This is a genomic window from Nocardia sp. NPDC058705, from assembly GCF_042749305.1.
In the GTDB taxonomy this organism is placed as follows: Bacteria; Actinomycetota; Actinomycetes; order Mycobacteriales; family Mycobacteriaceae; genus Nocardia.
Genome location: NZ_JBHYRN010000001.1, coordinates 49,961 through 71,386, shown reverse-complemented (window position 1 = coordinate 71,386; position 21,426 = coordinate 49,961). Strand labels below are relative to the sequence as shown.

27 protein-coding genes are annotated in these 21,426 nt (G+C 65.3%); 12 read left to right on the top strand and 15 right to left on the bottom strand.

From position 1 onward, the window contains the following. Window positions 1-97 precede the first annotated feature (97 nt). Both ACFW6D_RS00370 and ACFW6D_RS00365 read left to right on the top strand, forming a co-directional pair. Complete coding sequence (locus tag ACFW6D_RS00370) at window positions 98-637, top strand: TerD family protein (RefSeq protein WP_379323222.1); 540 nt, start codon at window positions 98-100, stop codon at window positions 635-637. A 168-nt stretch (window positions 638-805) separates the two neighbouring features. Next, window positions 806-1,090, top strand: a complete 285-nt coding sequence (locus tag ACFW6D_RS00365) for a hypothetical protein (protein WP_379323220.1) — start codon at window positions 806-808, stop codon at window positions 1,088-1,090. 59 nt (window positions 1,091-1,149) lie between these two features. Here the strand turns inward: ACFW6D_RS00365 and ACFW6D_RS00360 are convergent, their stop codons facing one another. The 3 genes from ACFW6D_RS00360 to ACFW6D_RS00350 form a co-directional block, all read right to left on the bottom strand. Then, window positions 1,150-1,911 (bottom strand): alpha/beta hydrolase, encoded by a 762-nt coding sequence (locus tag ACFW6D_RS00360; RefSeq protein ID WP_379323218.1) that lies wholly within the window; start codon window positions 1,909-1,911, stop codon window positions 1,150-1,152. A 369-nt stretch (window positions 1,912-2,280) separates the two neighbouring features. After that, window positions 2,281-2,754 (bottom strand): SRPBCC family protein, encoded by a 474-nt coding sequence (locus ACFW6D_RS00355; RefSeq protein ID WP_379323216.1) that lies wholly within the window; start codon window positions 2,752-2,754, stop codon window positions 2,281-2,283. Window positions 2,755-2,792: 38 nt separating this feature from the next. Next, window positions 2,793-4,508: an MFS transporter gene (locus tag ACFW6D_RS00350; protein WP_379323214.1), complete on the bottom strand. Its 1,716-nt coding sequence runs from the start codon at window positions 4,506-4,508 to the stop codon at window positions 2,793-2,795. Window positions 4,509-4,659: 151 nt separating this feature from the next. Here ACFW6D_RS00350 and ACFW6D_RS00345 point away from each other — a divergent pair, with 151 nt between their 5' ends. Further along, window positions 4,660-5,622, top strand: coding sequence for a GlxA family transcriptional regulator (locus tag ACFW6D_RS00345; protein ID WP_379323212.1), 963 nt, complete (start codon window positions 4,660-4,662; stop codon window positions 5,620-5,622). Between the two features lie 213 nt (window positions 5,623-5,835). Next, the gene (locus ACFW6D_RS00340) at window positions 5,836-6,468 is read left to right on the top strand and encodes a ferritin-like domain-containing protein (protein ID WP_379323210.1); all 633 of its coding nucleotides are present in this window, start codon (window positions 5,836-5,838) and stop codon (window positions 6,466-6,468) included. A gap of 1 nt (window position 6,469) precedes the next feature. On the opposite strand, the gene ACFW6D_RS00335 is transcribed toward ACFW6D_RS00340, so the two are convergent. Next, on the bottom strand, window positions 6,470-6,844 hold the full coding sequence (locus tag ACFW6D_RS00335) for a VOC family protein (RefSeq protein ID WP_379323208.1): 375 nt from the start codon (window positions 6,842-6,844) through the stop codon (window positions 6,470-6,472). A 92-nt stretch (window positions 6,845-6,936) separates the two neighbouring features. Here ACFW6D_RS00335 and ACFW6D_RS00330 point away from each other — a divergent pair, with 92 nt between their 5' ends. Continuing rightward, entirely contained in the window at window positions 6,937-7,509 is a 573-nt protein-coding gene (locus ACFW6D_RS00330; RefSeq protein ID WP_379323206.1) for a GNAT family N-acetyltransferase, read from the top strand. 97 nt (window positions 7,510-7,606) lie between these two features. On the opposite strand, the gene ACFW6D_RS00325 is transcribed toward ACFW6D_RS00330, so the two are convergent. Together ACFW6D_RS00325 and ACFW6D_RS00320 are read right to left on the bottom strand one after the other, a co-directional pair. Beyond that, window positions 7,607-8,755, bottom strand: coding sequence for a macrolide family glycosyltransferase (locus ACFW6D_RS00325; RefSeq protein ID WP_379323204.1), 1,149 nt, complete (start codon window positions 8,753-8,755; stop codon window positions 7,607-7,609). A gap of 32 nt (window positions 8,756-8,787) precedes the next feature. Beyond that, window positions 8,788-9,384, bottom strand: coding sequence for a CatB-related O-acetyltransferase (locus ACFW6D_RS00320; protein WP_379324197.1), 597 nt, complete (start codon window positions 9,382-9,384; stop codon window positions 8,788-8,790). A gap of 178 nt (window positions 9,385-9,562) precedes the next feature. On the opposite strand from ACFW6D_RS00320, the gene ACFW6D_RS00315 reads away from it, so the two are divergent. Continuing rightward, the gene (locus tag ACFW6D_RS00315) at window positions 9,563-10,183 is read left to right on the top strand and encodes a TetR/AcrR family transcriptional regulator (protein ID WP_379323202.1); all 621 of its coding nucleotides are present in this window, start codon (window positions 9,563-9,565) and stop codon (window positions 10,181-10,183) included. A gap of 37 nt (window positions 10,184-10,220) precedes the next feature. Here the strand turns inward: ACFW6D_RS00315 and ACFW6D_RS00310 are convergent, their stop codons facing one another. The 3 genes from ACFW6D_RS00310 to ACFW6D_RS00300 form a co-directional block, all read right to left on the bottom strand. Continuing rightward, a complete protein-coding gene (locus tag ACFW6D_RS00310) occupies window positions 10,221-10,853 on the bottom strand; it encodes a DUF4097 family beta strand repeat-containing protein (RefSeq protein WP_379323200.1) in 633 nt (210 codons plus the stop codon). Window positions 10,854-10,986: 133 nt separating this feature from the next. Then, window positions 10,987-11,496, bottom strand: a complete 510-nt coding sequence (locus ACFW6D_RS00305; RefSeq protein WP_379323198.1) for a pyridoxamine 5'-phosphate oxidase family protein — start codon at window positions 11,494-11,496, stop codon at window positions 10,987-10,989. Window positions 11,497-11,531: 35 nt separating this feature from the next. Continuing rightward, window positions 11,532-12,623 (bottom strand): epoxide hydrolase family protein, encoded by a 1,092-nt coding sequence (locus tag ACFW6D_RS00300; protein WP_379323196.1) that lies wholly within the window; start codon window positions 12,621-12,623, stop codon window positions 11,532-11,534. 93 nt (window positions 12,624-12,716) lie between these two features. Between ACFW6D_RS00300 and ACFW6D_RS00295 the strand changes: the two genes are divergently transcribed. After that, window positions 12,717-13,157: a MarR family winged helix-turn-helix transcriptional regulator gene (locus ACFW6D_RS00295; RefSeq protein WP_379323194.1), complete on the top strand. Its 441-nt coding sequence runs from the start codon at window positions 12,717-12,719 to the stop codon at window positions 13,155-13,157. A gap of 89 nt (window positions 13,158-13,246) precedes the next feature. On the opposite strand, the gene ACFW6D_RS00290 is transcribed toward ACFW6D_RS00295, so the two are convergent. From ACFW6D_RS00290 to ACFW6D_RS00280, 3 genes are all read right to left on the bottom strand, one after another. Continuing rightward, window positions 13,247-13,501 carry a hypothetical protein gene (locus ACFW6D_RS00290; RefSeq protein WP_379323192.1) on the bottom strand — a complete coding sequence of 85 codons (255 nt, stop codon included), beginning with the start codon at window positions 13,499-13,501 and terminating at the stop codon, window positions 13,247-13,249. Window positions 13,502-14,458: 957 nt separating this feature from the next. Further along, entirely contained in the window at window positions 14,459-14,953 is a 495-nt protein-coding gene (locus tag ACFW6D_RS00285; protein WP_379323190.1) for an NUDIX hydrolase, read from the bottom strand. 107 nt (window positions 14,954-15,060) lie between these two features. Beyond that, on the bottom strand, window positions 15,061-15,450 hold the full coding sequence (locus ACFW6D_RS00280) for a nuclear transport factor 2 family protein (RefSeq protein ID WP_379323188.1): 390 nt from the start codon (window positions 15,448-15,450) through the stop codon (window positions 15,061-15,063). A 60-nt stretch (window positions 15,451-15,510) separates the two neighbouring features. Here ACFW6D_RS00280 and ACFW6D_RS00275 point away from each other — a divergent pair, with 60 nt between their 5' ends. Next, window positions 15,511-16,110, top strand: coding sequence for a TetR/AcrR family transcriptional regulator (locus ACFW6D_RS00275; protein ID WP_379323186.1), 600 nt, complete (start codon window positions 15,511-15,513; stop codon window positions 16,108-16,110). A gap of 28 nt (window positions 16,111-16,138) precedes the next feature. On the opposite strand, the gene ACFW6D_RS00270 is transcribed toward ACFW6D_RS00275, so the two are convergent. Next, a complete protein-coding gene (locus tag ACFW6D_RS00270; protein WP_379323184.1) occupies window positions 16,139-16,852 on the bottom strand; it encodes a methyltransferase domain-containing protein in 714 nt (237 codons plus the stop codon). Between the two features lie 294 nt (window positions 16,853-17,146). Between ACFW6D_RS00270 and ACFW6D_RS00265 the strand changes: the two genes are divergently transcribed. Further along, window positions 17,147-17,290, top strand: coding sequence for a hypothetical protein (locus tag ACFW6D_RS00265; protein WP_379323182.1), 144 nt, complete (start codon window positions 17,147-17,149; stop codon window positions 17,288-17,290). A 38-nt stretch (window positions 17,291-17,328) separates the two neighbouring features. On the opposite strand, the gene ACFW6D_RS00260 is transcribed toward ACFW6D_RS00265, so the two are convergent. Further along, the gene (locus ACFW6D_RS00260) at window positions 17,329-18,450 is read right to left on the bottom strand and encodes an acyl-CoA dehydrogenase family protein (protein ID WP_379323180.1); all 1,122 of its coding nucleotides are present in this window, start codon (window positions 18,448-18,450) and stop codon (window positions 17,329-17,331) included. Between the two features lie 90 nt (window positions 18,451-18,540). Here ACFW6D_RS00260 and ACFW6D_RS00255 point away from each other — a divergent pair, with 90 nt between their 5' ends. Beyond that, window positions 18,541-19,239 (top strand): winged helix-turn-helix transcriptional regulator, encoded by a 699-nt coding sequence (locus tag ACFW6D_RS00255; protein WP_379323178.1) that lies wholly within the window; start codon window positions 18,541-18,543, stop codon window positions 19,237-19,239. A 3-nt stretch (window positions 19,240-19,242) separates the two neighbouring features. Here ACFW6D_RS00255 and ACFW6D_RS00250 read toward each other — a convergent pair whose 3' ends face one another. Then, on the bottom strand, window positions 19,243-19,791 hold the full coding sequence (locus ACFW6D_RS00250) for a hypothetical protein (RefSeq protein ID WP_379323176.1): 549 nt from the start codon (window positions 19,789-19,791) through the stop codon (window positions 19,243-19,245). Between the two features lie 116 nt (window positions 19,792-19,907). On the opposite strand from ACFW6D_RS00250, the gene ACFW6D_RS00245 reads away from it, so the two are divergent. Both ACFW6D_RS00245 and ACFW6D_RS00240 read left to right on the top strand, forming a co-directional pair. Further along, window positions 19,908-20,147: a hypothetical protein gene (locus ACFW6D_RS00245; protein ID WP_379323174.1), complete on the top strand. Its 240-nt coding sequence runs from the start codon at window positions 19,908-19,910 to the stop codon at window positions 20,145-20,147. Between the two features lie 76 nt (window positions 20,148-20,223). Next, window positions 20,224-21,426: a site-specific integrase gene (locus ACFW6D_RS00240; protein WP_379323172.1), complete on the top strand. Its 1,203-nt coding sequence runs from the start codon at window positions 20,224-20,226 to the stop codon at window positions 21,424-21,426.

Sequence of the window (21,426 nt, the reverse complement as noted above, 5' to 3'; positions counted from 1 at the left end):
GACTTGCGGGGGCCGGGTGAGTCCGGCATGTTTGCGGGTAGGTCCGCCGGGGGTCCGGATGGCAACTGGCCCAAGCACACTCGACCAGGAGCAGCACATGCCCGGAGCAGTACCCCACACCGCGTTGACCCACATCACTGTCGGTCTGGGCTGGGATCCCGTGCGCGCGCCCAAGTTCCGGCGGCGCCCGAAAGACATCGACCTCAACGTGGCCGCGCTGTCGTTCAGCGGAACCCGCTTCGCCGACATCGCCTTTCACGAACAACTGACATCGCGCGACGGCGCCATCCGCCACCTGGGCGACAGCCTGGACGGCGTCGGCCCCGGAGACGACGAGATCATGGTCCTCGACCTGACCCGGCTGGCCTCGGACGTCACCACCGTCGTGCTCCTCATCACCTGCTACACCGGGCAACGATTCGAGCGGATCGAAAACGCATTCACCCGTGTCAGCGACAGTGTCACCGGTACCGAACTCGCACGGATCGACCTGGCGATCGCCCGCCGACACACCGGCCTGGTACTCGGCAAACTCCATCGCGCCCACAGTGATTGGGAGTTCACTCTCATCGCCGAGCCCATCGAGGCTGAGCACGTCGTCGACGCTGTCCCCCACCTCGCGGCCCACCTGACCTGATCGACGATCAAGTGCTCGATCGGTGCCGGGCTCGGTGGTGAATCGCCGCCGCGTTCACCGGAACCACCACCGGCACCGCCAGCGGGTCGAGCAGCAATGTCGACACCGGCCTCGCTACCCGCCTGCGGGCTGCGGGGTGCCTACCTTCCGCCCAGTAGGGTCGATCGCATGGCAGCTCTCTCCCGGCCCGTCGGAAGCCTGGCGATCATCCTCGTTATCGCCGTCACGGTTCCGATCCTCGCCACTTTGGCTTTCGCTGCCATCGGCCACCCCGAATGCGCGATCATCCCGCAAGATGTCGGCCCCTGCGGATACTGGGCCCGCGTCGCGGAATTCGGGCCGTTCATCATGCTGTGGGGAACGGTCATCACCGTCGGCATCGGAGCGACGATGTGGTCGGTAGGCGCCACCGTATTCGGTCTTCTTGCGGCGCGACGCACTCGCCGCGACTGATCCACGTGGGTCAGTCGCGGGGTTCTGCGTCCTGGGCCGGACGCAGAACCCCGTTCACGTCAGTCCGAAGCCGTGGCAGCCGCGCGGCCGAGGTGATGGGCGAAGAATTGCGCCGAGCTGTCGCGTTCGTACTCGGGCACCGGGTAGCGCCTGCCGGAGGAGGCGTGCAATGTCTTGTCCTTCGAGCCGAAGGCGTCGAACATCGCGATTCCCGATGTGTGGTCGAATTCCTTGTCGTCCCACGGAATTCGGTATTCGACCGGGACTGTGACCTTCCGCGCTGCCTCGATCAGAGCGTCGTCCACGAATACCCCGCCGAAGCTCAGCGCGGCGATTCGGGATTCGACTGCCGTCAACAGCAGCCCGGTCACGACTCCCAACGAGACGCCGCCGTAGCCGATCGGCGTTTCGGCGCCGATCTCGGGCAACGCTTGCAGGGCGTCCAGCGTTGTCTGCCACTCCGGCACCGCACGTTCGGCCACCGACATGTTGAAGTCGATGACGATCGGGGCGATCGGCTCGCGTGCGGCCCTGGCGCGATGAATCGCCTCGACCCAGCGTTGATCCTCAGGGTTTCGCGGCCGATCACCGTGTCCGGGCGCGTCGATGGCGGCGATGGTGAACTTGTGGTTGGTCACGCTGTGCAGTGCGCTGGCGACCAGGCCGGGCGCCTTCTTGTGCATGCCGCCGGAATGCCCCAGCAGCAATAGCGGTGCACCGGATGTTCCGGAATCCGGAGACCACAGCACGCCGGTGATCTCGCCCAGCAGGAAATGACGTTCGATGACACCGTTCGACGATGTCTCAGAGGTGAAGTGCATGGTGTTGCCTTTCGGGGTTGCCTGGTTCAGGCGCTCCCGGCGACACCTACATCGATCGCCGAACCGTGCACACGAGCGGGAGCACCCACATGGTTACTGCGTTCATGGGTCTCACCTCCTCGCGTCCTGTCACGGTCTCGCCCACGCTAACAACCGCACTGGAATCCCGTCCAACCATTTACCGGGCGAGAAGGTGCTCGGGCCCACATGCGCGCCATCGGCGAGGATCGGGATCTACGCCTCGGTGTGGATGTCGATGCGCCCGAGCGTCTCGAGGTGCGCGGGAAGGTTGCGGGCCCACCGGTTGGTTCGCGCCGATCACCTCAATTCACGATTCCAAGTGATCGAATCCACCACCGCCGCAAGCGATCAATCGCGACAGGTATGTCGTTCGAGATAGGCCGTGGCCTGCGTCATCTCGGTCTCGAGATTCCCGGGGAGGTTGCGGCGCAGTATCGGTTCGACCAGCCAACGGACCGTCGGGATGAGTTCCGCTGTCATAGTTCTGGTCACCAAGGTGCCGTTTTCGACGGGCTCGCAGACGAAGCTTGCGGTGAACTTCATCAGTCCGTGCCACAGTCGGCTGCGCGGCAACGGCGCGAGACCCACATCCACGCGCCGACCAGGGGTGAGTCGTCCCTGCGCGACCATTTTCGGCGCCGGACCGGGAAGGCCCGGCATAGCTGGGCGGAACTTGAATTCGACGAGATTTCCCTCGCGGTGAACCCAGTCGAATCGACCGATTTTGTCATCGACCTCGGCGTACCGTTCCACGTCCATCGCGAATTCGAGAAATTCCTCGGGAAGGCACCGGATTACCTGCTGTGCCCGCGCTTGAACCATTTCGTTGTCTCCTCGTTGCTCATCCGGCTGCCCGACACTCAGGTCCGCGACCTTGCTGCGATCAACTGCGTTGTTACACCGTCGCTTTCGATTCCCTCGGGGACGGGTTTTGCATTTCTCGGTAGCGCGAGGAATCCGAAGGACAGCAGGAGCATGATTCCCGCTCCGTACCAGAGGGTGTGGCGGAAAGTGCTGGCGAAGTTGATCGCGGTGGCGTGTTCCCCGGCCTCGGTGAGCAGTCGGGTCACAACGGGATCGGCGGCGGCACCGCGACAACTTTCCGGTTCCTCGCTGGGATCGACCTGTGCCGATCGATCACGGACGCATGCTCGGAATCTGTCGGCTATCTCGGTCTGCGCAGGGCCGGGCAGATCTGTTGCGGCGAGTTCGGTCCGCACGCGTGCGGCTGCCTGGTCGGCACCTCGCGCGGAGTCGTGGTCCAGTTGTGTGAAGAAGACGATCCCGACCAGCGCGACACCGAGCGCGATGCCCAGTTGCTGCCCGGTGTTGAGCAATCCGGAGGCGGCGCCTGCGGCGCGGGTGGGTACCTGGCCGAGCACAAGGTCGATGGTCGGGGCGACCACGAAACCGAATCCGAGGCCGATCGCGACCAGCGGAACCACCATCTGCCAGGTAGTCGTGGCCTGGCCGTAGTGCTCAACCAGCGCACCGTATCCAACGAATCCGGCGCAGGTGACAAGCCCACCGACGATCAGTACGCGGCTGCCGAACCGAGGTGCCAACACACTGGCCGAAGTACCCGCCCCGACCCCGGTCGCGACGGCGAAGAACAGTGAGGTCAGCCCGGCTCGCAAGGGCGACCAACCCAGACCCGCCTGCATGAGCAGCGTCCATACCAGGAAGAACCCGCCGAAACAGATCCAGAACAACAACCAGCTGATGAGTCCGAGTGTGAACGGACGTGACCGGAAGAGGCTGAGGTCGATCAGCGGCGACCCATCGAGGCGCTGACGTCGCCGTTCGTAGCTGATGAGCAGCACCAGCGCCACCGCCGACGCCCCTATCATGGCGAAAGTCCAAGCGGGCCAACCGAGTCGGCGTCCCTCGGTGAGCGGGTAGGTCAGCAGCAGGATTGCGCCGGTGACCAGGGCAACGCCGACCAGGTCCAGGCGCGGCGGGGCAACCGATCGTGACTCGTCCATCCAGAGCCACGCGGCGATGAGGGTGATGATGCCGATCGGGATATTGACCAGGAAGATCGGCCGCCAGCTGAGGCCGAACAGATCCCATTCCACCAGCAGAGCACCCAGCGCCAGACCGACCGCCGTGGCCGACCCGCAGACTGCGCTGTACACGGCAATTGCTTTGGCGCGCTCCCGCTCTGGGAACGACTCCCGGAGGATCGCGAGAATTTGCGGCACCATCAGACCTGCCGCCAGACCCTGGAGGAATCGGGACGCGATCAACATCGTCGGGCCTGAGCTGAGCCCGCACGCCGCCGACGCGACGGTGAACAACACCATTCCGACCAGGAAGATTCGCTTGCGACCGTACAGGTCACCCAGTCGCCCGCCGGTGATCAGGATCGCGGCGAAGGCGAGAACGTAGGCGGCGATGATCCATTCGATCTGCGCGTACTGGGCACCGAGGTCTTCCTGAATGGTCGGGACTGCGACATTGACGATGGTGACATCGAGGAGGTCCATGAAGCCCGCAGCCAGGGTTGTCGCGAAGGCGATCCAGCGGCGAGGGTCGGGTAGTTCGACCTGATTCGGTTGAAGATCTTTGATCACGAGCTAACGCTAACGACGCGTCCGGCACCTCGGAACAGGCTGGAATGCCACCTTCCAACGGTTTCCAGCCAACATTGCCACCTGCGCATATAAGGGCCATCAGCCATTTGAAAGGCTGGCAGTATTCGACCAGTAGACCTACTCTATTGCCATGCACACGGTCGCAGTTCTGGCCTTGGACAAGGTCATTCCCTTCGACCTGTCCACCCCGATCGAGGCCTTCGGGCAAACCCGCCTCCCCGACGGCCGAGCGGCGTACCGAGTCCGCGTCTGCGCCGCTACTCCCACCGTCGACGCCGGAACGTTCCTCCTGCAATCGCACTGGGGACTGAACGCACTGGCCGACGCGGACACCATCGTGCTGCCGGGCTGTGCCGAACCCACCGCGCCGATCCCGGACGAGGTGATCGCCGCCCTGCGCCGGGCCGCGGCCGACGGCACCCGCATCGCCTCGATCTGCACCGGTGCGTTCACCCTCGCAGCCACCGGAGTCCTCGACGGGCAGCGCGCCACCACCCACTGGCGCGCCACCGACGCGTTGGCGCAGTGCTATCCGTCGATCGAGGTCGACCCGGATGTGCTGTATGTCGATAACGGCCAATTCCTCACTTCCGCAGGCGCATCCGCTGGTTTGGACCTGTGCCTGCACATGATTCGCCGCGACTACGGGTCTGCGGTCGCCGCTGATGCCGCCCGCTTGGCGGTGGTGCCGTTGGAGCGCGAGGGCGGCCAGGCCCAATTCATCGTCCACGACCGCCCACCCACGCCGTGTGGGTCCACGCTCGAACCGGTTCTGCACTGGATGCAGGAGAACGCCGCCGCCGACCTGACCCTCGAAGACATCGCCGAACACTCCCGAATGAGCACGCGCACACTCAATCGACGATTCCGCGAGCAGACCGGCACCACACCGCTGCAATGGCTCCTGCGAGCCCGCGTCCGTCAGGCCCAGCACCTGCTCGAAACCTCCGACCACCCGGTCGAGCGCATCGCCGGGCAGGTGGGATTCCACTCCCCCACCGCCTTTCGCGACCGCTTCAAACGCATCACCGGCACCACCCCCAACGCCTACCGAGCCGCCTTCCGAACCAGTCGGTCGACTGCGCGGCACTGAGATTCGCCTGGCGGCAAGGTCGCTTTTCGGGTACGAGTGGAGGTCGACACAGGGGGAACTATGGGGGAACGAAACAGTCCGGTGACGGGTACGTGCGTCAGTGAGCGTCGCGTGCGAACCACCCAGGAATGGCTGGACTATTTCCAGAAGAATGCGGTTCGACAGCGGCCTGTTCCGTGGCAATCGGATGGAATGGGGGCTAGTTCTGCGGAGATGGCGCCGATTCGTCGCTCACTGCAGGCTTGGCAGCTCGGCGAAACATCGGACGGACGCCACCTCGCCGCGTCTGCTGCCCGATATGCCGCTGCCACTGACGATCCCGCCTACCGCGACGTCATCGACCTGTTCATCCGGGAGGAGCAACGGCACGGCGCGCTACTCGGCCGAATTCTGGACGACGCGGGAATCCCACGGCGACAGGCGGATTGGGGCGACACGCTGTTTCGCCGGCTCCGGTACAGCATCACCGACATCGAGGTCTGGACCACGCCCGTCGTCATGGTCGAAACCCTCGCGATGATCTATTACAACGCGGTCCGGCGAGCCACCGGTTCCCCGGTACTGCGCGCGGTCTGCGCTCAGATCCTCGCCGACGAAGTTCCCCACGTGCAGTTGCAATGCGAACGTCTCGCCGTGTTGCTGCGTCACCGCTCGCGCGCGCGTTTCCACCTCACGATGCTGGCCCATCGCATGCTGTTCCTGGTGGTCATGCTCCTGGTCTGGGCGGGGCACCACCGCGCCCTGCGCGCGGGCGGCTACACCTGGACCCACTACCGCCGCGCTTCCTACGCCAAAATGGGACGCGCCTGGCAACGAATGGACCCGCACAGGTACGTCTGGACCTGATTCATTCAGGCCCACCGAGGACGCAGAACTCGTTGCCCCCAGGATCGGCCATGACGGTCCACAAGACGTCACCCTGACCGATATCGGCGAGGGTGGCACCGAGTTCACGCAGGTGCGCAACCAATTCCGCATGATGCGCCGCAGAAGTAGTAGCGAGGTCGATATACACGCGGTCCTTCACCGTTTCGGGGTCAGGAACGGTGACGACGTCGATGCAGACAGCGGCGGGGTCAGGCCAGGAAAAGCCCACGGGTTCAACGTTGGTCACGCCCGGCCCCTCGCTGGACACGCCCCACCCGAGCGCATCCGCCCAGAACCGACCGAGAGCGACATCATCGCGAGCCTTGAAATTCACCTGAACCAGCCGTGTCGCCATGCCCTCGATCCTAGGCATCGCGCACTGTTCGACGTGCCACGGACGTGAAATCGCTTGTCAGCCAGACTGACTGGCAACAATGATCGCAACGCATGGACGGCAGACCTCGAATCGGCATCCGAACCGCCACCGACAGTTACGAACGGGCACTGGCCGCGATCGACCGCTCCACCTGGTCGCCGCAGGTGGATCCCGGCCCGCTGTGGCCACTGGACACCCCCTTCTTCAATGAGCAGACATCGCCTGGAAATGTCCTGGTCGCGCAAGAGTCCGGCTGCATCCTCGGTTACGTGAAGCTCCGGCCGTCCCCGATGCCCGCATCCAGCGGGCATGTCCAGGAGATCAACGGATTTGCCGTCGCCCCACACCATCAAGGGCGTGGGGTCGGCAATCTACTTCTCGACGCAGCTCTGGAACTGGCCGTCGAGCGCGAAGCCCGGCGCATCACCCTTCGGGTGCTGGGCAGCAACACACGTGCGCAGGCGATCTATCTCGCGCACGGCTTCCGCATCGAAGGCAGACTCGTCGGCCAGTTCCTGATCCAGGACCACTACGTCGATGACATTCTGATGGCCCTCGGTTCAGGAGGTTCTCAACTACTTCGGCAAATGCCCGATCTGCGACTATCCGGCTCGGGCATGGCATCTCACCGCTCGGCTCGATGACGGCGAAATCGAGAGTCAGACCGTCGCTGCGTGTGGTGGTTGGTGTGGGTGGAAAGGTCCCGTCGACCCGACGCCGATGACCGGCGACACCGCGGTGTCAGCGCAGCGCCTTTTCGATGAGATCGGCGGCGCGCAGGGTCCCGCCCGCGGTTTCGGCTTCGGTGCGCAACTGCGCTGACCGGCGGGTGACCTCCGGATCCGTCATCAAGCCGATCAGCGCGTCTCGGAGGTTCTCGGCGGTGGCTTGTTCGGTGTCGATGCGGCGGGCCACGCCCAGTTCGACGAGTCGGTCCGCGTTCATGAACTGTTCGGCCGCCTGCGGCACCGCGATCATCGGCACGCCGGCTGCCAGCCCTTCGCCGCAGCCGCCCATGCCGGCGTGTGTGATGAAAGCGTCCGCTTGTTCCAGGATCGCTCGCTGCGGAACCCAGGAGTGCACTTCGATATTGGCGGCGATGTCACCGAGTTCGGAGGGGTCGGTGTGTTTGCCGATCTGAAGAATCACCTGCCAGCCGGGGAGGTCGCCGAACGCGTGTGCGCACTGGCGGTAGAACTCCGGCTGACGGGTGTATGCCGAGCCCAGGGAGATCAGCAGCACTTTCTCGGCGTTCACAGGGCGGACCCACCCTGCTGATTCGGATTGTGTGTTGAAACAGGGGCCGACGAAAGCGACTGTGCCGGAGTCGACTTGGTCGGCGTGCGGTTGCATCGCGCGGGGAATCAGCGCCAGCGCACGGTCGGGTAGTCCGGAGAAGGCATCGACATCGGTGGTCGCGGCGCCGCAGTCGACCAGCCACTGCGCGAATCTCGCCCGGTAGGCATCGATACCCGGCAGCTGTCGAAGCTGTGCTGCGACGTCCTGTTCGTAGCCTTTCCATGCCACGAAAGTGGGTGAGAGCTGGACCATCGGGCGCCGCTGAGTTTCGGCGAGGGCGCGTGCGGCATAGGCGCCGATGTCGTACAGGTAGACGTCGGCGGGGTCGCGGTCGTAGGTGGCGCGCAATTGTGGGAGTGCTTGCACGGCATTGTCGAGGAACAGGGTCATGATCGCGGCGGGGTCGTCTGGCCAGTTGTTGTCGGCCACCGGCAGCGTCGAGGTGCACGGAATCAGCTCGGCACCGGCTTCGGTGATCAGGTCCGCGACGGTGGGGTCGTTGGCGTAGGTGACGCGATGGCCGCGCGCCACCAGCTCGCGGATGATCTCGAGGCTCGGCAGGACGTGGCTGATGATGGGGATTCCGATCATCGCGATATGAGCAGGGCGAGAAGGCGTTTCACTCAATTCAAGGCCTCGAGGTCGTCGATGCTACCCGACATGATCGTCGGAATATGCGCGGTGATGCGTTCAGCCGACCAGTCCCACCACGCCACTGCCAGCAGTCGGGCCACATCGCGGTCGTCGTAGCGGGTTCGGAGGAGGCGGGCCGGATTGCCTCCGACGATCCCGTAGTCGGGGACGTCACCGGTGACGACCGAGCCGGTGCTGATGATCGCGCCGTGGCCGATCCGCACGCCGGGCATCACCGTGACGCCGTTGCCGAACCAGACGTCGTTGCCGACAACGGTGTCGCCTCTGTCCGGCAGACCGGTGAGTAGGTCGAAGTGGTTCGTCCACGAGCCGCCCATGGTGGGGAACGGGAAGGTCGACGGGCCGTCCATGCGGTGGTTGGCGCCGTTCATGATGAATCGCGTTCCGGTGCCGAGCGCACAGAACTTCCCGATGATCAGCTTTTCCGGCCCGTAGTGGTAAAGGACGTTGCGGGTTTCGAATGCGGTCGCGTCGTCGGGATCGTCGTAATAGGAGTACTCGCCGACCTCGATGAGAGGGGAGGTGATCAGCGGTTTCAGTAGTACGACTCGCGGCTGGTCGGGCATGGGGTGCACGACGGTCGGGTCCGCGGGGATCGAATCGTGCGGCACAGCGAAACTCCTTCGGCGCGTGAGCTATCGGGTGCCCGTGGAGGTCTTGCGTCCAAGGGTTTCCTAATACGACATCTGTCGCACTAAGCTAACGTCGAACACCCTGGCCCGTCAAGCGATCGGATTGCCGACGATGAGATCCGCACCGGATGCTTCCGAACCCACCCCTCCAGCTCGCACCCGCCCAGGTGGCAGAACTGCCCGCATCCGAACCCAGGTTCTCGACGCCGTCACCGCCGAGCTGGCCGAACATGGTTACGACGCGCTGAGCATGGATGCCGTCGCGACCCGCGCCGGCGTGCACCGTGCGACGGTGTATCGCCGCTGGCAAGACGTCGGCGGCCTGCTGGCCGACCTGTTCAGCGCGGCGGGCGACCAGCCATGGCACCCTCGCGACACCGGCTCACTACGCGGCGACCTCGCCGCACTCAACCGCGAGATCCAGGAATCTTTGACCGCGGAGCCATCGTTGGCAGTGGCACTGATCGCCGCCTCGTTTCGGTCCGGCGAAGCCGCCCGAGCACTGCAGCATTTATGGGATGACCGGTACACCCAGTCCGAGGTCATTGTCGAACGAGCAATTCTGCGCGACGAACTTCCGCCCGGCACCGACGCGCGCGCCCTGCTGATCGCCGCGACCGCCCCCGTCTACCACCACCTGGTCCTACTGCGCACCCCACCGGATCCGGAACTGCCCGAGTCCGCGGCGGCCACTGCCGTGCTCGCCGCGGACTCGGGCGCATTTTCCAGATGACATACACCCTCGGCGTCGACGCCGACAGTTTCCAGACTTACGCCAGAGCCCCGTGCCCGACGACGACGTTGCCGTAGAGGTTGCGGGCGAATACCTGCACCGAGTTCCCCTGCGTGGGGTCCACCGGATCCATCAGATTCCGCACATCGCCGTACATCGCGTTGACGTCCAGTCGCGCCGCGCTGCCGGGACGGATCCCCACCTCCAGGTCGCCCATCGATGTCTCCAGCCGCAGCACCCCGCGCGAAGCCTCGTCGACGCGAACGTTGCCCTTGGCTGTTTTCGCCGTCACCGAACCGCCCGGACGCTCGATGATGATGTCGCCGGCGGATACTTCCAGGTCGCACTGGTCGAATTCGCCGATGCTCACCAGTCGGCCCATCGCGAGGGTCGCGTCGAGTGTGGACCCGGTCGGCACCTCGACCGTCACCGAGAGCGCCGACTTGCCGCTGAACGGCGCGAAGGTCTTCTTCGGCGTCTTGACCGACAGTTTGCCGCCGACGAACTCGACCTGAACCTCTTGTGCCGCACGCACATCCGACTTACTGGAGGTGTCGGCCGGGCGGACTTCGACGACGGCGTCGGTTCGATCCGAGGCGACCACGGTGACGTCGCCACAGGGCACTTCAATGGCGACGGTGATCGGCTGCGGGGTCTGGAAAGTGGACATCTGAACTCCTGGGTTGCGAAGATTATACGTAGATGTATACGTACATTGCGTGCTCTCACTATAAGTAGATGTATACGTATAGCGCAACCCCTGGTTTGCGACGGGCCCGTAGATCAGGACGGAGGCGTCGCGGTCAGCTGGCGATATCGGGGGCGTAGACGGTCATCCAGTGCGGACGCAGCTGGTAATAGACCACCTCGCTGTTCCAGTCGAAGGCGTCGTCGCCGTAGAAGTCCTTGAAGTAGGCGAGCAGCTCGGGCCAGTCCGCGGCAGGCTCGCCACCCAGTGGGTTGAGCGTCTCGACCGTGCCGTGCGTGAACACGCCCAAGCTTTCGCCGCGCAAGTGTGCCACGCTCGCCGCGGGCCGCGCCGCGAGGTGACGTGCCTTCGCGGCATTGCGGGCGGTGCCGAAATGCCACCGTCCGCGCAGGAAATGGCCGTCCACGGCGCTGACCCGCGGTTCGCCCTTCGCTGTCACGGTCGACAGGGCGAGAGTGCACATCCCGGTGAGGACCTGGGTGAGTTCCTTTGCGGTGAGGGTGTTCTCCTGGTCAATGATCGAGCGTAGGTGCGCCGTGGAGCCGGTGAGGGAGGAGTCGAGGAGGGTCTGCAGCTCGGCGAGATCTTCTGGGTTTTCGCGCATGAACCCATCCTCACCCACAACCTTGACACCTTCTGTCAGCTTTCCCGCAGAGCTGACTCGATGCCGAGGAAGAACTCTCGGATATCGCCGGCGAGCAGCTCCGGCACCTCCATCGCGGCGAAGTGTCCACCGCGATCGAACTCCGACCAGTGCCTGATGTCGTAGAGCCGTTCGGCCAGCGGGCGCACCGACTGGGTGATGTCGTGGGCGAACACCGCGACGCCGAGCGGGACCGGGCAGGGCTCGCTCCCCCGCGCCGACTCCCGGTGCAGCCGTGCCGAGGATGCCGCCGTGGCGGTGAGCCAGTACAGGGAGACATCAGTGAGCATCCGGTCGTCGCTGACCGGTGTGCGCGGGTCGGTCCACTGGGCGAAACGTTCGGCGATCCAGGCGAGTTGGCCGACCGGCGAGTCGGTGAGCGCGTAGCCGATGGTCTGCGGAGTGGCGGCCTGAAGCGCCTGGTAGGGCGGGCGATTCGCCATCAGGCTTTTGACCTTGTCGAGCCGCGCTTGATCTGCTCCGGAGAGTTCGACCTCCGGATTCGGTCGGGTCGGCAGGTAATTGACGTGGACTCCGACGACATGCTCGGCCGCCACCACGCCGAGCGACTGGGAAATACCCGAACCGAAATCGCCACCCTGCGCGCCGTAGCGGTCGTAGCCGAGACGTCGCATCAGCTCGGCCCAGGCCCGCGCGACCCGGGCCATATCCCAGCCGCGCTCGTGCGTCGGCCCGGAGAATCCGTAGCCCGGAATGGACGGGATCACCAGGTGGAAGTCGCGCGAAAGCGGTTCGATCACGTCAAGGAATTCAAGGAACGAACCCGGCCAGCCGTGGGTGAGGATCAGCGGTAGCGCGTCCGGTTTCGTGGACCGGACGTGCACGAAATGGATGTTCTGGCCGTCGATTTCGGTGGTGAAGTGCGCAAGTTTGTTGAGGTTCGCCTCGTGTGCGCGCCAGTCGTAGGTCGTGCGCCAGTATTCGGCGAGTTCCTTCAGCCGGGCCAGTGGGAACCCGTAATCCCAACCGGCGTCGGCGATTTCGTTGGGCCACCGGGTACGGGCGAGTCGGTCGTTGAGGTCGTCGATATCGGTCTGCGGGATATCGATGCGGAACGGTTCGATCATGGTTCCAATTCCTTAATTGTTGGTGTCGCCAACAGTTACCTGGCCAACTGTACCCAGATTCGTTGGTTGCGCCAACAATGTAGGGTGATTGTCGTGGACCAGACCCCCGCACGCCTCACCGCGAAGCCGAGCTGGCTACTCACCCAGCTGGCAGTACACGCCCACCGGTTGGCATCCGACGGGTTCAGCGAGGCAGGCGCGCGCGGCTACCACTACCGCATCCTCGCCGCCCTGGCCGAGTTCGGCCCAGCCAGCCAGACCGAACTCGGCCGCCGATGCAACATGGACCGCAGCGACGTGGTGGCAGCGATCAACGAACTGGCCGAACAGGGTTTCGTCGAACGAACACCGGACCCGCAGGACCGACGACGCAACACAGTGACCCTGATCAAGTCCGGCGACCGGCAACTGCGCTGCCTGGACCGAGCGCTCGACAAGGTCCAGGACGACCTACTCGAACCACTTCCAGTCGAGGACAGACGAACACTCACCGATCTACTCACCCGACTGCTCTCCCACCACCAACAGGGATGAGCAACACCGACCTTCGGCAAGGTGCCCCGATGTGGCCGCGACGATCACGAACCTGACGATTTCCGCCGGGTTCGTCACCGAATCTTCGATCACAGCTCGAGCGGTTCCAAGGCGTTGATACCTCGCAGCGTCGGCCACCACCGGTCTGAGCGCGGCCCGTGCCGACGACGGATCATCCCTTTCCCATGAAGCTGGGCTAGATACTGCTCCGTGCGAGGCTCGTTGTGCTGCAAGGCTTTTGCGAGCACTTCGGTACTGCATCCTGCGATGGGCTTGTCCCACAAAGCAACAGCGGCGAGTACCAAACGCTCGCATTTCGTCAATTCCGAGGAGTTGTCGGTCATCGTCGGCCTCCGACTTGCCGCGCACGTTCGTCGAGCACCATTCGCTTCTGCTCCACCAATGTGTTTCGGGCACGTCGCCGCGCCCGGCACCCAACCGCCAGCTGCAGGATCTGGTCGAGGAAGCGGGTGTGCTGAGAAAGAGCCCGGCCCGCCGCGTAGTCGATCGGGGTCGGGCCGTCGGTGTAGACCTCGCATACGACCACACTTCTGTCGGCCGGTGGCTCGCCGGTGAACAACCCACGCCCCCAGTGCCGTCGCTCATCGCTGAGGTGATGGGTGAGTTGACCGGTCGACGCATCACGCCAGCCGACTGCGCGATGATCGGATCCGATTCCGCCGACCTCGGTCTGGAGTTCTCGTTGTCGCTCGCGGAAGCAACTGCAGCCGCGACCGCCCTGTGGCGTAGCGATGTCGAGTGCAGGCGATTCCTGCGGGATTCTGCCTACGCAGTGGCGGTCTACCCGGCTGCTTCGATGCGGTGGCTGACGTTGCCCGGACCTGAACACCCGGCGTCCTCGACCGGATTCCGGAGGGTCGGCCAAGCCGACGTCGACGCGGTCAGGACAATGACTACCGCGTTCGTCGAGCTGGACAACCGGGTCGGCGGTGGACGTGTTCGCTCCACCGTGGTGCATTACCTGCACACATCGGTTGCGCCGATGCTGCACGGGACCTACACCGAAGAGGTGGGGCGCCGACTCTACGCAGCGTCAGCGGAGTTGACCAAGCTTGCGGGGTGGGCTCCGATCGGTCGACCTGTACCACCACTCTCGTGTCCGCCGAACGGGCATTCGCCCGCACAGACACGCATCGACCGAGGTGGCTGAGCTACCTCGACACGGCGTACATGTCGGCCAAGGCAGCGCACTGTTTCCGAGACCTGCGTGACGTCCGCGCCCGACTCGCGGCCCACGACACAATCCCCGAAGCGGCGGAGTTCCGTCGACGGGTCATGACTCAGACGAGCGTCAGCGCTCCGTAGATCCCGACTACTGTTGCCGCGCCGATGATCTCACCGCGCCCGATCATCGCCTCGGCCTCGCCGAGTGAGAACCACCGGACCTCCTCTGCTTCGTTGATGTCGGGCACCGAACCGGTCGACGTCGCCCCGCGGGCGAGATAGATCTCCTGCGGCTGGTCGAGTGTGCCGATCGCAGGCTGATAGGTGACGAGATGTTCCATCGACGTCGGCCGCCAGCCGGTTTCTTCTTCCACCTCACGGGCCGCCGCCACGGCGACATCCTCCGCACCATCGACGTAGCCGCCGGGCACCTCCCACACCCACTGATCGATGATGAATCGGTGTCGGCGCATGAGCAATACCTGATGAGAGTCGTTGAGTACCAACGTCATCGCACACCTCGGCATCTTCGCCACGTACTGCGTGAACCTCACCCCGTCAGGAAGTTCGATGTCGACGGTCTCGAGTTGGATATGGCGGTTCTCGTCCACCAGGTGCTCGCCGAGGATCTTCCACTGCGTGTCGCTCCCACCGTCGACGGTAGCCTCTCCGCCTGTCCGCGCGCACAGAGAACGGCCGTCAGGAAGTGCCTATGTCGTCATAGCGCGTCATGCCACGGCTTGGTGTCGGTGACCTGGACCAGCGACGTGATCTTTCCGTCTCGCACGCTCAGATCGTGCACGAACGAGGCTTCGAAATGGTTGCCCGTCGACCGGGCGGTCCGCCGGTAGGCCCCGAAGACGATGACCCGTTCCCGGTCCACTTCGACGAACTCCTCGGGGTAGGGCGCAACGTCGTACTCGACGGACACGGCGCCCCACACGTTCACAAGCATGGTTTTCGGATCAGGAACGGCGCCGCCGACCCCCAGTGGCATGCCCGCGCTCACGCGTGCCGTGAACGACCGATCCAGCAGGCCGGCGAGCACCCCGCCATCGGAATTCGCGAACGCCGTGTAGAGACTCTCGGCCACATCTCGTGCTGTCATGACGATCCACCATTCTAGAGAGACACCTCTAAAACAGAATTAGAGCATAGTCTCTAATTCATGGGAAGACCTCCGAGGCACGACCAGGACAGCTTGTTGGATTCCGCCGTCCAGCTCTTCGCCACGGGCGGGGCCCGCTCGGTGACGATGGCTGCGGTGGCACGGTCCGCCGGAGCGCCCAGCGGGTCGGTCTATCACCGCTTTCCGGACCGCCCCGCACTACTTGCAGCCCTCTGGTTGCGGTCGACGCGCCGGTTCTTCGATCAATACCTGCAGATCATCGGGGCGACACCGGAGCCGAGCGAGGCAATTGCCGCGGTCGCCTGGATCGTTGACTGGTGCCGAGGCAACCTCGCCGAGGCGATCGTGCTGCAAGCCGGCGCCCGCACGTTCGAACCGGACGAGTGGCCGGAGCAGGCCCGAAACGAGCTCGCCGAGCACGACCACGCACAGAACCAGGCAATGACGACCATCGTGCAAGCAATTGCCGCACGCACCGGCCACCCCCACGACCACATCACGTTCGCCCTCATCGACCTGCCGCTGGCAGTGGTCCGCCCCTACCTCCTCCAGGACGAACCGCCACCGGCACGGGCAACTGAATTGGTCACCGAACTCGCGGAATCGCTTCTCGCGATCACTCGCTACAACAGTGCCTGATCACCGTCGCTACGGCCGGGAGGTCGATTCAGCGCCCGATCCGGCACACCAGCATCTCGTTCCCGCCGATCTGGAACTCGTAGTCCACCTTCACGATTCGACTCCGGATGCCTGACCGAGACAACCCGTCCATCAACTCCTCGAGCCGCGGGTACCGCACCGAAGCACCGACGGGCATCAACGGAAACAGGCGAACCTCGGCGACGGCGACACGGGTTAGCTCGGTGATCGCCTGGAGGTGGAAGTCGTAGTCCAGGTCGTCGGCGTAGCTGAACAGCAAGTGCGAGCTCAGGACGAGGTCGAAGCTGTTGTCGGGGAACGGGAGTGTGGGGAGGCGAGCCGGGATGTAGTGCTGTGGGGAGGTGCGGGCGTGGGCGACGAACTGTTGTGCGGACTGGTGGCGGGCGTGCTGGTGGTCGTCCGGGTCGTCGAAGAATGTCCAGCGGTAGGCATCCGCGCGCTCGCGGATATACCTGTTGCCTCGGTCCGCTTCGGCCACGGCGGTCGCGGCCACGCGTTCGAGCCCGTCGTCGAAATAGGCGATGTCACAAGCAGTTACGTCGCCACCGCGGCCGTTCACCTCAGCGGCGAACCCCGCCGCACCACCCGGACAGTCCAGAATTCTGCGCCCGAGATCGTCTTCGGTGAGCGCGAACATCGCCTGATACTCGGCGAGTGAACGCGAGCTGACGAGAATCTCGCCGAATCCCCCGGTCCCCGTAGACGTGTCGTTGTCGATCATGGTCGTCCTTCCATTCCGGGACCGCCCGCAGGGCCGGAACAGATGTCGTCACGACAGATCTGGCCACCCGCAGGGCGGCCGCGCACAACTCGGTCAGCCGCTGGTCAGCGGCCACCACAGTTGCGCGAACATCATCACCCGGCGATTGAACCACGCGGACATATTCTCAGTCATGCGAAATTCTCCGCCTGGGACCTGGAGTTCCGAAAATGCCGACGACCATGTGCCGTTCGGGTGCCGCGTCGGACCGGTGCAGAACAGTCCGCTCCCTGCGGCCACCCTTTCCAGGCCTGTATGGACGGATCTGCCGATGAGCTCCACGGCGTGGTGCTTTCACGCGACGAAGGCCTGGTCCATCCGCGTCTTGCCGAGTTCTGGCGGGTCGTTGACTTCGTGCTGGCCAACGAACCGACCGTCACCGCCCACCTGTACAGGTAAGCCGGCGGGGCCATCCGTAGACGACGGCCCCGCTGAGCTCAGTCGAGGGGGTTGTGGCCCAACAGGACTCGGCCGGTGAAGTGGGTCTGTTTGGCCCGGGGCAGGGGGTGGAATTGGACGCCGTGGATGTCGCGGTAGAGGCGTTCGAGGTCGCAGGTGCGCGAATAGCCTGCGCCGCCGGTGGTTTCGATGGCAAGGCGGATGGTGGTGATGAGGGCGTCGGCGGCGACGGTTTTGCGGCTGAGGGTGCGGGCGGCGTAGGTGTCGGTGTTGGGGAAGGTGAGGTTCTCGGAGTCGGTGAACATCGCGGTGATGAGGTCGGTGGCGGTGGTGTAGGCGTTGAGCATTTCGCCTGCTGATTGGACGATGTGGGTGTCCGAGCGGCCGTTCAGCAGGTGGGCGGTGAGGTCTACGGCAGTGTCTGCGACGCCGAGGTAGGCGGCCAGCACCAGCGGAAGTGCCGCGCCGATCACCACATTCAGGACCGGCGGCCACGGACCGGCCGGGCGGGTCAGCGAGATCGCGGCGTCGGGGACGAACACGTCGTCGAGCACGACCGTGTGTGAACCACTCGCCCGCAAACCGAACGAATCCCAGGTCTTGTCGATACTCACGCCGGGCGCGGACAGCGGGATCGCGAAATGCAGCACCTCACCGCCGAAACGGACGCTGGTGACCAGCACGTCCCCCACCTCACACCCGCTCGCGGGCGCCTTGCGCGCACTCACCCGATACCCACCCTCGACACGCTCGGCATGCCCGTTGGAATCGACCCAGTCCGACGCGCCGGTGCTGACCAGAATCGCCCCACCCGCCACTTTCGCGAACACCGCCGACGCATCCACCCCGTGGTTGTGCCGCCACACCTGCGCCGCCACCAGATGTGAATGCATCGCGAACGCCACCGCCGTCGAGGGATCATGCCTGCCGAGTTCGCGCAGGATCTCCCCCATCTCCCGATGCGAGGCACCCCCACCGCCGAACTCGACCGGTACGAGGGCCGCCGAAAGCCCGCTCGAACGCAAACGGTCGAACGCGGCGACGGAGATCTCGCCGGTGCGGTCCCGCTCAGGAACCTCCAGGCGCAAGGTTTCACCGATCTCGCGGGCGAGGGAAACCCGGTCGGTGCTGGACGTGGTGTCAGAAACTGTCGAAGTCATGTTTCGAAGGTAAGAAGCGCCGCGATAACCAGATAGTCCAGAAAGTGGACTCCCCCGGTCCAGAAAATGGACCCCGTCGGTGAGGTGACCATGACAACCACGACCGTAGGCTACGGCCAGTACTGCCCGATCTCGCGCGCGCTCGACGTGCTCGGCGAACGGTGGTCGCTGTTGATCCTGCGCGACCTGTTCCTCGGCACCACCCGGTTCAACGATCTCGCCCGCGGCCTGCCCGGCCTGTCACGCAGCCTGCTCGCCAAACGCCTACGCCAGTTCGAACGAGCCGGACTCATCGAGAAACTCGGCACCGAACACCTGCTCACCGAAGCGGGCCGACAGCTCCAACCCATCCTGTTCGGCCTCGGCGAATGGGGCGCGCGCTGGACGTTCGGCGCACCGCAGGCAGACGAACTCGATGCCGCGCTCCTGGTGTGGTGGATGCATTCGCGCGTCGACACCTCGATGCTGCCGGGCCGACGGCAGGTGCTGCAGGTGCGGTTCACCGATGATGTGCGCCGGTTCTGGATCGTGGTCGAGGCCGCGGTGCCGTCGGTGTGCGAGACCGACCCCGGCTATCCCGTCGACGTCACCATCAGCGCCGACGTCGCCGGGCTGTACGAGGTGTGGTTGGGGCGCATGCCGCTCACCCACGCCCAGCGCACCGGGCGGGTCACCTTCGTCGGCCCGCCCGCCCTCACCCGTCGCATGTCGGCCGTTCTCCAGCTGAGCCCGGTCGCCGGATATGTTGCCGAGGCGGCTCGGCCGGAGACGGCAGCGCGCGCATCGTGAGAACTATTCGCCGGTACGCGCGGCGATCCGCATCGCCCAGTGATAGAACTGCGCGGGATCCCCCAACGTCGCCCGTGCCGCAGGGCGAGCGAGGACACCGTTCGCCGCGGACAGCAGGTCGTACAGGCCCAGATAGGTCCAATCCCACAGCATGCTGTCGAAGTTGTACGACATCATCGCCCGCTCCACACGCCCACGGATCTCGACGATCTCCTCCGGCGACAACCCTGCTCGACGCAAGCGTGTCTCGGTTCGGCGCTGATGTTCGGGGCCGAAGGAGGTGTCGAGAAACGGCTCGAGCAGGTCGCCCCAGATATCAGGATCGGCACGCACTTCGATCCCGTTGCGGCGGCAGAATTCGTCGAGTGCGGGTCTGTCCGCGGCGAGGACGAACAATGTCTCGCCGGTGACGGAGCGCAGCTGGGGCGGGATCGCGGAGGGGTCGGCACAGGCGATCTCGGACACCGCGATCGCTCCATCGGGGTGGACCGACGCGCCCGCGAAAGGATACGCGAGAAACCGGATCTCCGCGTCGGCGATGTCCACTCGCATCGCTCCATCATGGCCCAGACCCGGCGTCGTGAACTATTTCGAACAAAACGTGGCGGTTATCACTACTTGCCGTGTCATGTTGGCAACCGCCGTAATCAAAACGTTAGGCTTCGACCATGGTACGTACCGGAGCAGCACCCTCAGAGCCGTACGAACCGAATGTTCCTCTCCCCCAGCAACATCCGGCGCGTCTCGAACTGGTCAGTGAAACCGTCGACGCCACCGCGGCACCGACCGAAGAGGCCGACGACCACTTCCCACGCCTCGGCGACACCAGCTTCCTCACCGGAGCGGCCCGGCATCGGCTCGCCGCCTACATCCACACCCAGCTCGCCGAACTCGAAGAGATGCCGTGACATCACTCCGGTGAATTAAGCTGCGACGCCGGGCAATGAACGGCGGCAGCGGCGATTCACACGAGGAGTGGCGAACTTGAGCGACGCATCGGTCGTGCTTCCCGAACAGGTCCGCACCGAACTGCGCCGTGGGGTGCGCAGCGTCCTCGTCGACACCGCGGCCCTGCGACTGGTCCGCGAACGCTTCGACGACAACCAGGCAGCCGCGTTGCGCCGCTACCTCGAAGCGTCCCAGTCGGCGAACACCCTGCGCGCCTATCGAACAGACTGGATCGCCTGGGCAGGCTGGTGCGCGGTCGAGCAGCGGCAGGCGCTGCCCGCGGACCCGCTCGACGTTGCGGTGTACTTGGCCGCCTCCGCCGACGCCCGACGGGAAAGCGGCGCATGGGCATTCAGCCCGGCCACCCTGGATCGCAAGTCCGCCGCCATCGCCGCCGTCCACGCCGCCAACGGTCTCCCCTCGCCGACCCGCTCCGACGTCGTCCGGCTCACCCTGCGCGGTATCCGGCGCACCCGGCGCACCCCACCGACCCGTAAACGCCCGGTCCTGCTGCACACCCTCGACCAACTCCTCGCAGAACTCCCCGCACCCGAGTGGCCCACCGAACCCGCGCGCCGCCGAGACGGACTGGCACTGCTGGTCGGTTTCGCCGGCGCGCTGCGGCGCAGCGAACTCGCGGGCCTGCGGATCAGTGACGTGCACGTGCGCACCGACCACGCCACCGGCGAACCGCTGCTCATCGTGCACCTGCCGACGACCAAGACCGACCCCACCGGCGTCGCCGAGCAACGCATCGCCCTGCCCCGCGGCAAACACCCACGCACCTGCCCGGTCTGCGCATTCGCCGACTGGGTCCGGCTTCTGGAAGTCCACGCCGACTCCGGCGACGCGGGCGCGCGATCCTGGACCACGAACAACCTCGCCACCGACACCACGATCCACCGCTGCCACGGCTTCACCGGAACTCCGCTCGGTACCGACGAGGACCGCCCGCTGTTCCCCACGATCAACCGGCACGGATCGATCGGCGCCACGGCGCTGTCCGGCCGAGCGGTGGCCGAACTCGTCAAGCGCTATGCCGCACGTGCCGGCCTCGACCGCGACCTGTTCTCCGGGCACTCCCTGCGCGCCGGTTTCGCCACCCAGGCCGCACTCGGCGGCGCCAGCGACCGCGAGATCATGCGCCAAGGCCGCTGGGCCAACCCGCGCACCGTCCACGGCTACATCCGCACCGCGAACCCACTCGAAGACAACGCGGTCACCAAACTCGGTCTGTAG